At 36.6% G+C, this 12188-nt stretch carries 14 protein-coding genes and 1 other annotated feature; all 14 genes read right to left on the reverse strand.

All coding sequences use genetic code 11. From position 1 onward, the window contains the following. Positions 1 to 3 precede the first annotated feature (3 nt). Complete coding sequence (locus DJ93_RS07910) at positions 4 to 348, reverse strand: ribosomal-processing cysteine protease Prp (protein ID WP_042980094.1); 345 nt, start codon at positions 346 to 348, stop codon at positions 4 to 6. Between the two features lie 11 nt (positions 349 to 359). Next, positions 360 to 668 carry a 50S ribosomal protein L21 gene (gene rplU / locus DJ93_RS07915; RefSeq protein WP_000270907.1) on the reverse strand — a complete coding sequence of 103 codons (309 nt, stop codon included), beginning with the start codon at positions 666 to 668 and terminating at the stop codon, positions 360 to 362. A 14-nt stretch (positions 669 to 682) separates the two neighbouring features. Continuing rightward, positions 683 to 761 (reverse strand) — a sequence feature (ribosomal protein L21 leader region). Between the two features lie 77 nt (positions 762 to 838). Then, positions 839 to 2227: an Rne/Rng family ribonuclease gene (locus tag DJ93_RS07920; protein ID WP_042980095.1), complete on the reverse strand. Its 1389-nt coding sequence runs from the start codon at positions 2225 to 2227 to the stop codon at positions 839 to 841. 67 nt (positions 2228 to 2294) lie between these two features. Continuing rightward, the gene (locus DJ93_RS07925; protein WP_042980097.1) at positions 2295 to 3155 is read right to left on the reverse strand and encodes a M50 family metallopeptidase; all 861 of its coding nucleotides are present in this window, start codon (positions 3153 to 3155) and stop codon (positions 2295 to 2297) included. After that, positions 3148 to 3894 carry a M23 family metallopeptidase gene (locus DJ93_RS07930; protein WP_042980098.1) on the reverse strand — a complete coding sequence of 249 codons (747 nt, stop codon included), beginning with the start codon at positions 3892 to 3894 and terminating at the stop codon, positions 3148 to 3150. Before DJ93_RS07930 ends, DJ93_RS07925 begins: the two co-directional genes overlap by 8 nt. Before the next feature lie 134 nt (positions 3895 to 4028). Beyond that, positions 4029 to 4826 (reverse strand): septum site-determining protein MinD, encoded by a 798-nt coding sequence (gene minD, locus DJ93_RS07935; RefSeq protein WP_017150645.1) that lies wholly within the window; start codon positions 4824 to 4826, stop codon positions 4029 to 4031. A gap of 2 nt (positions 4827 to 4828) precedes the next feature. Beyond that, on the reverse strand, positions 4829 to 5515 hold the full coding sequence (minC, locus tag DJ93_RS07940; protein WP_042980100.1) for a septum site-determining protein MinC: 687 nt from the start codon (positions 5513 to 5515) through the stop codon (positions 4829 to 4831). 36 nt (positions 5516 to 5551) lie between these two features. Next, positions 5552 to 6097, reverse strand: coding sequence for a rod shape-determining protein MreD (mreD, locus tag DJ93_RS07945; protein WP_042980101.1), 546 nt, complete (start codon positions 6095 to 6097; stop codon positions 5552 to 5554). A gap of 12 nt (positions 6098 to 6109) precedes the next feature. Next, positions 6110 to 6964, reverse strand: coding sequence for a rod shape-determining protein MreC (gene mreC / locus DJ93_RS07950; RefSeq protein WP_042980102.1), 855 nt, complete (start codon positions 6962 to 6964; stop codon positions 6110 to 6112). A 41-nt stretch (positions 6965 to 7005) separates the two neighbouring features. Continuing rightward, the gene (gene mreB / locus DJ93_RS07955; RefSeq protein ID WP_042980104.1) at positions 7006 to 8025 is read right to left on the reverse strand and encodes a cell shape-determining protein MreB; all 1020 of its coding nucleotides are present in this window, start codon (positions 8023 to 8025) and stop codon (positions 7006 to 7008) included. A gap of 159 nt (positions 8026 to 8184) precedes the next feature. Next, positions 8185 to 8862 (reverse strand): RadC family protein, encoded by a 678-nt coding sequence (radC, locus tag DJ93_RS07960; RefSeq protein ID WP_042980105.1) that lies wholly within the window; start codon positions 8860 to 8862, stop codon positions 8185 to 8187. A 47-nt stretch (positions 8863 to 8909) separates the two neighbouring features. After that, the gene (locus tag DJ93_RS07965; protein ID WP_042980106.1) at positions 8910 to 9485 is read right to left on the reverse strand and encodes a Maf family protein; all 576 of its coding nucleotides are present in this window, start codon (positions 9483 to 9485) and stop codon (positions 8910 to 8912) included. Positions 9486 to 9710: 225 nt separating this feature from the next. Continuing rightward, positions 9711 to 10673: a hypothetical protein gene (locus DJ93_RS07970; RefSeq protein ID WP_042980107.1), complete on the reverse strand. Its 963-nt coding sequence runs from the start codon at positions 10671 to 10673 to the stop codon at positions 9711 to 9713. A gap of 164 nt (positions 10674 to 10837) precedes the next feature. Next, on the reverse strand, positions 10838 to 12142 hold the full coding sequence (locus DJ93_RS07975) for a bifunctional folylpolyglutamate synthase/dihydrofolate synthase (RefSeq protein ID WP_042980109.1): 1305 nt from the start codon (positions 12140 to 12142) through the stop codon (positions 10838 to 10840). Positions 12143 to 12188: the final 46 nt, after the last annotated feature.

The following is a 12188-nucleotide window of genomic DNA, read 5'->3' on the forward strand; positions in this document are numbered from 1 at the left end:
ACGTTACACCTCCTGCACTTTTTCTATTAAACGGATATACTTTCCGTAATCAAGTTCAATCGTCTTAAGCGAAACAACCAATCCTTCTAAAAGTATTTGTGCTTTTTCTGCTGTATAAACGTCTAAATCATTAGGCAATTCATACGTTAAGAATCCACCATCACTTCCGAGTTCAATAGTTGCCTGCACATTACAAAGTTCTTCCACTGCATTTATAGAACCAAACACAACCGCAGTTGTTCCAGCACAGACAAGGTCTTGTCCATGTGGTGCATAATCGGCATGTCCAGTCATTTTAAATGATTGGATACTTCCTAATTTCGTGCGACTTATCGTAATTTTAATCATCTTAACCAGAATTAAGCGTTGATAGCTTCAACAACTAGCTTAGTGTAAGGTTGACGATGACCTTGTTTCTTACGATTGTTCTTTTTCGCTTTGTATTTGAAAACGATGATTTTCTTAGCGCGACCTTGTTTTTCAACTTTCGCAGTAACTGTTGCACCTTCTACAACTGGGCTACCAACTTTCACGTTTTCGCCACCAACGAAAAGAACTTTGTCAAAAGTAACAGTTTCACCAGCTTCAACATCTAATTTTTCAATGTAGATTGCTTGACCAGCTTCAACTTTAATTTGTTTTCCACCTGTTTCGATAATTGCGTACATACTTGCACCTCCTCTTAATTACTAAGACTCGCCAAAAACGAGGTAGACATAAAATGCCTTTAAGGAACCTGTCTTGTGCGGTTGTAGCATATAGCCGTTTAGGTGCTATAAACTATAACATAGAGATGTTATCATGAAACATAGACGATTGTCAATAAATGTTCTGCTAACTATTTTTTACTTTTCATCATTTCTTTCTTCGTTCCAAAGCGTACAATCGCATAATTCTCTATTTCTTCATCCGTGAAATAAATTTCAAACGGTATACTTTTCTTTAATTCTTTTTGTAAAAATATTTTTTGTACTGCTTTCGGTGCTGCAATTAATACCGCTTCATCCTCTATATTTCCATATGTAAGCAGCTCTCTCTCTAACTCATAAGCAATTGTCTCATTAGACATAACGTAGCCGGTCTTCTTGCAAGGCGTACACTCTTCTAATAATACATCTCGTAAAGAATGCTTTTTTCTCTTACGGGTCATCTCTAAAATCCCTAATTCCGTAAATCCGAGTACTCTCGTATATGTACGATCATCTTGTAAAGCTGTTATTAAAAGGTGCCTTACTTTCTCATTATCTACCGGTCTTTTCATATTAATAAAATCAATTAATATCATTCCACCAATATCACGAAGTCTTAATTGACGAGCAATTTCTGCTGCAGCTATTTCATTTGTGCGGAGTACGGTATCTTGTAAATTTTGTTTTCCGATAAATTTACCAGTATTCACATCAATTACGGTCATCGTCTCCATTTGTTCTATAATTAAATACGAACCGTTTTGTAACCAAACAATTTTTTGAAGCGCCCTCTCGATTTCACGCTCCACTCCGAAATGATTAAACATAGAAGATCTTTCATTATAAAATGATACTTTTTCTTTTCCGACTTTTGCTTCTAATTCTTTTACTATACTCCTTGTATCTACTATTACTTTTTCAATCGTTTCAATTGGATTCTCTTGAAATACGCGATCCAAAAAAGTAGCTGGGCGATGGAGTAGCACCGGCGCCTTTATTTGTCCCTCTTTTCTTTTTAATTCTTCATATAGCTGCTGTAGTTGCTGCATTTCCATTTGTACTTCCTCAATTGTTCCTTTTTCAGAAGCAGAGCGAAAAATATATCCTCCCGCCCCTTTCACTTCAATATGAAGCAGCTCCTGTCTCCTCTTATTATCTTTTATTTTCCGGGAAACGGCACGCATTTCATCGTACGGCATATAAACGACATATTTCCCGGTAAATTCTATATTTGCTGTTAGTTTTGGTCCTTTCGTATCAATTGCTTCCTTTACAACTTGTACGAGTATAGCCTGTCCTTCATGTATACGATATGAAGATGGTACATCATCATAAGAAAGATATGCATGTTTTTCTAATCCGATATTTACAAAGGCAGCGTTCATTCCAGCAATCGTTCTTACGACGCGTCCGACATAAATATGTCCGACAATTTCTTGCTCTTCATTCCGTTTCCATAAAAGCTCGACAACTTTTTGTTTCTCTTCTATCGCAACACGTTTTTCCGAACCAGTATAGTTAATATATAGCGTCTTCAAAATACTTTCCTCACTTTTTCTTTTTCTTTGTCCTTACAATAATAAAAGGTTAGTGTTATCGTCAACACTAACCGATTAACTCTTCTATAGATGATGCAGTTCGTTTTTCAGTAAAATACGCATATAATAATTCATTTTCATCTAATGTGTAATGTTCTTTATACTTACCTTGAACGATAATGGAATGTTTATACCCTCGACGAAACTTTGTGAAAATCGTATATAACCGCTCTTCTGTTTTCACCTCAATAGGGGCAATCTTTTCGATACCTCGCTTGTTTCCATAATAACGTTCTAGTAAAAAGCGCATGAACGCATAGCGCCGCTGTTTCCATTCTTGATATAAAGAAACAGATAAGAAAAGTAACAATACCCACATCATAATATTATTACTATTCCAAAGTAACTGCCATCCTAATATCACACTAAAAAAAACACATGATATTTTCATCATCTTTTCATGTGCTTGTAAATAGGGGAATCGATGTGATAACACATTAAACAGAACTTTTCCACCATCCAGTGGCCAAATAGGTAATAAATTAAACCCTAAAATCAATACATTGTTCCATACAAAAAAATGATACAAGTCATCAGTAACCCACCCTATTCGATATAGCATATAGGCGACTGCAATCATCCATACATGCTGAATAGGTCCTGCCATTACAACGACTAATTCTTCCTTTAATGGCTTATTTCCATGTTCCTCAAGCTCGGCCACACCACCAAATGGTAAGAGTTGTATTTGCTTAATGCGCCATTTATAATGTGCCGCCGCAAAAGCATGCCCAAGTTCATGAATTAAGACAATGCAAAATAGAAGTATTAACTCTTTAAACCGCGCTGTAAAGATTCCAATTGCTATAATAGCCCAAAACAAAGGATGCACTGTAATTTTTGTTAAGACTTCTCTATATCTAGTCAAATGATATCACCTGAATAGGATCAATAAATTTTTCATTCTTTTTCATTGCAAAATAAAACTTTCCATTTTTATTATTAGAATCACTGTTAACCGTGCCGATTTTTTGTTTTTTTTCAACGTAATCATATAATTTCACCGATGTTTCACCCAAGTTCCCATACCATGATTCTGTACCGTCAGCATGCTGAATTTGAACTGTGTTTCCAAGCTCTCCTTTCTTACCAGCGAAAATAACGACTCCTTCATTTACTGATTCAACTGTAGCATTCGCGGCCGTTTGGACAAATACACCTTGGCCATTTTTTTGAAACCCTTGCATAACTTTACCAGAAGCTGGGATTGCATAATCTTTTTGCTGCGCTGTTTCTTTCTTCTTCTCATTCGTAGAAAAAAATACAAGGGGTGTCCCAAACTGCTTTTCATACCATTTTGATACTGCAGCGAATTGGAATTCTTCTTGCATCATTTTTTTTGTAACAGTTCGCGCTCCATCAAATGAGGCTGGTGCATTCTTAAATAAAATAGCTATCGAGAGAACTAATATCGCTGATAATAAAATTTTAAAGAAGAAGACTTCTTTTCGAAACAGAGGATGGGTTTCCTTCCCCCCCCCCTCAACAAATAATGTTTCTCCCACAAAATTTGCTTCAGAAAAATACTGTTCTTCCTCCAGTCTTTCTTGTTCTGCCTTTCTTTTGGCAATCCGTTTTCGAATTTCTTCTACACGTCTATTCTTCATACTGTCCCCTTCCTTTTAGCAGCTCTTATTCAAACAGAAACAGTTATATACAGTTTGTACATATGTATGAGCCGCTCGGCGAAGATATTCATGAGAAGCAAAAAGAAAGCACTTCGCATATATGCGAAGTGCTTTTAACGGATTCCAAAGAAATTTTTCACCTTTGTAAATACCGATACTTTTTCTTGTTCAAATGCTTGTAATGGTACAGATTCACCTAACAAGCGTCTTGCAATATTTCGATAAGCTAATGCCGCTTTACCACTCGGTTGCAATGCTACAGGCTCACCTGTATTCGTAGCACGAATTACTTCATCATCATCTTCGACAACTCCAAGAAGTTCAATCGAAAGTGTACGTACAATCTCATCTACATCTAACATATCTTGTTCATGTAGCATATGACTACGTACACGATTAATGACTAGCTTTGGTGGTTCAATATCTTCTTTTTCTAAAAGCCCAATAATACGATCCGCATCACGCATTGAAGATACTTCAGGTGTCGTAACAACAATCGCTTTATCCGCACCTGCTACTGCATTTTTAAATCCCTGCTCAATACCTGCAGGACAATCGATTAATATGTAATCATAATCTTGACGTAATACTTGTATTAATTCATCCATTTGTTCAGGTGTTACCGCGGATTTATCACTCGTTTGTGCTGCAGGTAATAAATAAAGCTCATCAAAGCGCTTATCTTTAATAAGAGCCTGAGGTAAACGACAGCGACCTTCAACGACATCAACAAGATCAAATACAATACGATTTTCCAGCCCCATTACTACGTCTAAATTTCTTAGTCCAATATCCGTATCAATTAAACATACCTTTTTCCCGGATAATGCCAAGGCTGTACCAATGTTCGCAGACGTGGTAGTTTTTCCTACTCCGCCTTTTCCAGATGTAATTACTATTGCCTCTCCCACAGCTATACAATTCCCCTTTCTAACTTTGTTAAATTAGGTCTAAGATGAGTGAGAAGTTGCAGGCGATCGACAACAATGTGATTGTTCTCATTAATATACGCACATTCTGCCGCCTCTGCTCCGTCTTCTTTCTCTTCCGGAGCCCTCATTGTCACATCACTAATTCGAAGTTGCATTGGATTCATAACAGATGCAGCGATAACAGCATCCGCATCTCCATAATATCCAGCATGTGCAATCCCTCGTAATGATCCAATGACAAAAATATTCCCCCCAGCGATAACCGTTCCGCCTGGATTAACATCTCCAATTAATAATAAATTCCCTTTCACATGCAAAACTTGACCAGAGCGAACAATTTTGGAAATAGGGACAATTTCTGTTTCTTCTTTCCAAGCTATAGCCTCTGCTTTTGTAATAACATTACTTTCAATAGAATCCACAACAAGGTTCTTCTTATTGCGAATTAACGTGCGGATCTCTTCTTGTTGTACTTCTGTTAAATAGCGATTTCCTACTTTAACATGCACTTCAATTAACGAGCGTCCATCACTACCGTAGTAATGTGTAGAAAGCTTTTCGTCCAGTTCTTGCAATAATTCAGAAAATGAACAACAATCGTCTAAATGAAGTGTTATTCCATCTTTCGTCCCTTTTATCGTTACATTCTGTTGCTTTTTTTCTTCCACTAAAGTTCACCCCACCGAATTCAATTCGACATAAAATCAGAAAATCCTTTTTTCTTTTTCTTCCATCGCTTTTGAAAGACGCACAATATATCGTCTCAGTGGGAAACAAACTAACAATAAGAAAATTCCATTTAGCAATACCGTAGCAAGGAGACGATCTGTGAAAAAGACATGCGCCGGGACATGAATACGTCCTAATAACGTTAAAAAACCATAAACGTAATACTCTAATGCCGCAATACCTGCTAATACGATAGAGAACACAATAAATAAGTTCAATTGCAATACCTTCATCGCACTATAAACAAGATACGCCAAAATTGGATAAGCAAATATATATACACCGACAAGCTCAGTGTATACGGTATCAAATAAGAAACCAAATAATAGCCCGTAGTAAATACCTTGAAGTGGACTATAGTAAATGGTAATAAAACATAGAACAATAATAAAGAAATGTGGTGCTACTATACTGCCCTTCCAAAATAACTCTGTCGGAACAACAGTAGAAAACATATTTTCGAATAAAAAAACAAAAAGAAGCAGCAGGGGAAGAACCGCTCTTTTTAAAATCGTCTTCATCTCTTCTCCCCCTTACTGTTCTAACGATGCTGAATTCTTAATTCTTTTTGCAACCGTAATATGATCTACATCATTTAAATCCGCTGCAGGTTCTACATAAGCTGTTTGTGTTAAACCGTATGCATCAGGTTGAACATCAACTATCTTCCCTATCATTAAACCTTTCGGGAAAATATCGCCAAGTCCAGATGTTACAACTTGCTGGCCTTTTTCCACCTGTACATTAGATGAAATCTTTGTGAAAAGTAATAATTGTTTCTCTTTGTCATACCCTTCAATTAGTCCAAAGATGTTATCTTGTCCCTGAACAATTGCAGAAATACGATTTGTACGATTCATAGAACTTAACAATTCTACTGTTGATGTAAATTGAGACACACTTTTCACACGTCCAACTAACCCCTTCGGAGACATCACTGCCATATCTTTCTTAATGCCTTGCTGCGCCCCTTTATCAATCCCAATTAAATCGTACCATTTATCCGGATTACGGGAAGTAACTGTTGCTTGAGTTGGATTGTAGTCACTAAGTGAATCTTTTTTATCAACTAGCTCTTGTAATTTCTTCTTTTCATCTTCTAACCTTTTTACATCTCCAGATAACTGCGCGTAATTATCTAATTTTTCTTTTAACTGTTTATTTTCTTCATACGTGCGCTTTATATCTTCTACATTTTCAAAGAATCCGGCAACATAATTCGCTGGCTTTTGGAATACACGTTCTACAACACCGACAGAATCTTTCACAAACTGCTCTGGCCATGTTAAGCTTTTACGTTCTTTCAATGAGATTCCAATCAATGCCACGAGAAGAATAATACTAACTAACAAAACAATTAATCTTTTGTTTAAGAAAAACTGTGGCACGTTCACACCCTCTTAATTTCATTGATTTTTATTTTGAAATATTATCGAGCAGCAGTTTTGAAAAGGTCAATATTATCTAACGCTTTACCTGTTCCAATTGCTACGCAATCCAATGGATCTTCTGCAACAAGAACTGGCATTTTTGTTTCTTCACTAATTACTTTGTCCAAGTTGCGAAGTAATGCTCCACCACCAGTTAATACAATACCGCGATCCATGATGTCCGCTGCTAATTCAGGTGGTGTTTTTTCTAATGTGTTTTTAACTGATTCTACAATTGCATCTACTGTATCTTTTAATGCATCAGCAATCTCTTCAGGTTGAATTAATACTGTTTTTGGTAAACCACTTACTAAATCACGACCGCGAATTTCCATTGGCTCAATACCTTCTGGCTCGCCCGCAGAACCGATTTCTAATTTCAATGCTTCTGCTGTTCTTTCCCCGATCATTAAGTTGTAGCTTTTCTTAATGTAATGAATGATTGAATCATCCATATCATCACCAGCAACACGAACAGATTGACTTGTTACAATTCCACCTAAAGAAATGATTGCAACTTCTGTTGTACCACCACCGATATCAACAACCATACTACCAGTTGGTTCCCAAACAGGTAAATTAGCACCAATTGCAGCTGCAAATGGCTCTTCAATTGGATATGCATCGCGAGCGCCAGCTTGACGCGTTGCATCGATTACCGCACGTCTTTCTACAGCTGTAATACCAGATGGAACACATACCATCACATAAGGTTTACGAGAGAAAAATCCATTTGATTTTTGTGCTTGTTGAATGTAATATTTCATCATTGTTGCTGTTGTTTCATAATCAGCAATTACACCGTCTTTCATAGGACGAAGAGCCACTACGTTCCCTGGTGTACGACCGATCATTTGTTTCGCATCACTACCTACGGCAACGATTTGCTTTGTATCAGTTTGTAAAGCTACAACGGAAGGTTCGCGTAAAACTACCCCTTTCCCTTTTACGTATACAAGCGTATTCGCCGTTCCTAAATCTATTCCAAGATCACGAGTAAAACCACCAAATCCAAACATGTCATCAATCTTCCTTTCTCATTTTCACGGACTCATTTTTTTACTTTATATTTATAATAAAACAGTACGTTTTTTATATTTTTATCCTTTATTGTAGATAGTTGTCTACAAAAAACTCATAAATCACATTATAAAACAAAATAAGTAAAAAGAATAGTCTTAAATATGACCTTTTTCTTTTAAACTCACGAATTTATGGTCACCTATTATGACATGATCAAGTACTTCTATTCCGATAATTCGACCACATTCTACTAATCGTTTTGTCACTTCAATATCTTCACGGCTCGGCGTTGGGTCTCCTGAAGGATGATTATGAAGACATATAATAGAGGCTGCTGCACGACGGAACGCTTCTTTGAAGACTTCACGCGGATGTACAATCGAAGTATTTAGACTCCCAATAAAGATTGTTTGCCTATGTATCACTTGATTTTTCGTATTTAAATATAAACAAACAAAATGTTCTTGCTGTAAAAAACGCATCTCTTCCATCATGTAACTTGCACAATCTTCTGGATTTCGAATACTATATCTATTCTGATATTCTAAGCGTACCATTCTTCGACCTAATTCAAAAGCAGCAAGAAGTTGTGATGCTTTCACAATCCCAACACCATGAATACTTGTCATCTCTTCTATAGTCGCATATTTCAACATTTGTAATCCGTCAAAATGGTGCAAAATTTTGTCCGCTAATGTTAGAACCGACTCTTCTTTAGAACCTGTTCTAAGCAAAACTGCGAGAAGTTCCCGATTCGATAAACCCTCTGCTCCTTCTAACAATAAACGCTCCCGTGGCTGTTCTTCTTTCAAAACATCACGAATACCGTTCATATCTTCACTCCTTCTTCAATTTGCCATAAAGAAAACCCCATGCAATTTCACGCATGGGTTGCATCACTATCAAATTGTTTTAACTCACGAACAAGACGTGCAATCGGTAGGCCTACTACACTGTAGTAATCTCCTTGAATATGATGAACGAAGATAGAGCCTTTGCCTTGAATGCCATAACTTCCAGCTTTATCAAACGGTTCTTTTGAAGTAATATAATCATCAATTTCTTCCTCTGTTAACTCCCAAAATGCAACTTCGGTACGTTCATAGAAAGTTACCGTTTTTTCTTTTGAGATAAGCGCAACTCCTGTATATACTTCATGCGTTTTCCCTGATAATAATTGGAGCATTCCCTTTGCCTCTTCTTCATCAGCAGGCTTCCCAAGAATACGCGACTCATACGTCACAATTGTATCTGCACCTAGCACGACATGATCACCATGTTTTTCCGCTACAGCAGTTGCTTTTTGCAAAGCAAGTGACATTACAATATCGGAAGGTGATGAATAGGCACCAATCGTTTCTTCTATTTCACTCACAACAATTTCAAACGGTACATTTGCTAATTCAAGTAACTCCTTACGGCGTGGTGATCCCGAAGCTAAAATAAGTTTTTTCATATGTTCTCCCTTCTTTCTTACATGAAGCAAAAAAATATAAATCCATCGTATCAAATGAATATCTTTCCCACAAATTATAGAAATATCATTTTCCATGCAGGAAATTAATTCTTTTTTATATACGCTTATATTCTACCCATAAAGAAAGCACTTTGATCTAAATTAGATTTCAAAAAGAAAAGAAAGAAGCACACCTACTTCTTCCCTCTTTATTTCATTATCCTATTATTTCGCTTTTTCCGAAACCATTTTTTCATAGGAAAGCAAGCCATCAATGAGAACTTGATTTAATTTTGCTACTGATTCTTTATCATTCTTTCCTTCTTTAATTGTTTGCGCCGCTACTGATGCATACGTATATAGCTTTGTTGCATCCTCGTTTTTTATGACCTTTCCTTCCTTTTCAATTGTTTTCCATTCCTTTTGTATCGACTCTACATCTTTTGGATTGCTTTTCCCGCCAGCTTGTACACTAGATGCATATTTTACAAAATGAGTATATAAGGACTGTACTTTCGTTAAAAACGTGCCAAGTTCTTTATCATCTTTTAATTGTGCTTTATCTGCAATTTCCCAGTTCTTTTTCAAGACAGATATGCCATCTTTCTTGTATTGTTCCATTAATTTGTCTATAGTTTGTTCATCGCTAGCAATTCCAACGACTAATGCATATTTGTCACCATTCGGTTTCAAAGCTGCTATGCCCCCATTATTTTTCCACTCCTCAAGAGCAGTTTGTCCTTTTTCTTCAGACGAATAGAGACCCCCTTGAACAAAGTATAACTTAATTGGCGCTAATGCTACTCCTGCTTGGGGTTGCGTTTTTTGCTCCTCTTGCTGCTTTTCTTTCGTTCCGGCTGGCTTCTTTTCTTCTCCATTCGTCTGCCTTGAAGTTGTTATCGTCTCTTGCCCAGTTTCCCCTTGTCCCGTTAATAAATGAAGCATTCCCATCCCAAACGCTGTACCAATGATGATTGCAGTCGCAACTGTAATCATCAACACATTACTCCATTTTTTTCGATATTGTTTAATAGCGGATGATTTTGTTTTTTGAAATGGAACTACATTTTTCGTTCTTTCACTATCGACTACCATCCATTCAAACTCATCTTTTTCTTTCTTCTTCTCTTCATACTTTGCTTCCGTTCCGTTTACCTTAACCGAGATTGTTCGTGATTGCTTGTCCATACCCTCACACCTCACCTCTTATCATTGTCCGCATCATATCATATTCATTACACAAAAAAACGAGATATTTGTCAGAGGGATTCGTCAAATTACCCTATATAGTTATCTTATATGTATGCATTTGACTTCATTTGTAGAACAAAAAACTAGATAGCATCTGCCATCTAGTTTTTTGTTCTACAAATATATTTTCTAACCTCAGAGATGAAATAAAGAGAGCCCGTTATGATAAAAACATCATTTTCTCCTATCATTTCAATCTTCGTATCAATTGCTTCTTTCCAATTCTCAAATACTTCCCTTGATTCTTTCTGTGAATACGACGCAAGTTTTTCAGCAGAAATCGCACGATCAAATGTGAATGTCGTAAAAATTATTTCATCGGCAATTGTTTCTAATTGCCCCACCATGTTATGCAATTGTTTATCACCAAGGGCAGTAAATAAAACTATTACATTTTTATCTTTATAATGCGCCTCTACTGTTTTCACAAGGCTGGCGATTCCTTCAGGATTGTGAGCACCATCTATAATGACATCTGGCTTACTTTGTAGCTTCTCAAAACGTCCAATCCAATACGCTTCGTTTAATCCTGTTCGAATTTGCTCCTCATCAATTAAGAATGATAAATAAGTTTTAACATACATCATCGCCATAAGCGCTAACGCTGCATTTCCTACTTGATGACGTCCTTTCATTGAAATACGTACATCTTCAAATGAGGCGAAAGGACAAGTAAAATCAAAACGCTCTCCATCTTCATTAGATTGTTTATGTACTGCTGTAAACTGCTTGCCAAATTCATAAAGGTTTGCCTGTTTCTCCTTTGCGACCCTTTGAATGACTTGCAGTGCTTCTTCATCTTGTACACCTGTAATAACTGGAACACCAGACTTAATAATCCCTGCTTTTTCATATGCAATTTCTCCTAATGTATTTCCTAAAATATGCATATGATCATGACCGATATTCGTAATAATTGTAAGAACTGGGTGAATAACATTTGTAGAATCAAAACGACCACCAAGACCTGTTTCAAATAGAACAACGTCACAAAAGTTCACTTTACCAAAATAGCAAATAGCCATAACTGTAATAATTTCAAACTCCGTTGCTTCTCCTAAATTCGTTTCGTCTAATTTTTCAACGACTGGCTTCACCATATTTACGAGTTCCGTAATTTCTTTGTCAGCAATCGGTGTTCCATTTACACTAATACGCTCATTAAACGTTTCAATATACGGAGACGTAAATGTACCTACCTTATATTTTGCATCCTCTAACATATAACGCATATATGTTAAAGTTGAGCCTTTTCCGTTTGTTCCTGCAAGATGAACACACTTTATATGACGCTCCGGATTTCCAAGTTCTTCTAGCATCCATTGCATTCTTTCAAGTCCTGGTTTAATACCAAACTTTAATTTACTATGAATCCAACCTATCGCTTCTTCGTATGTATGTATCACCTATATATTCCCCTTTCAAAAAACAACCTTCTTAACTCCATTATAC

The sequence above is a fragment of the Bacillus clarus genome, from assembly GCF_000746925.1.
Lineage (GTDB): Bacteria > Bacillota > Bacilli > Bacillales > Bacillaceae_G > Bacillus_A > Bacillus_A clarus.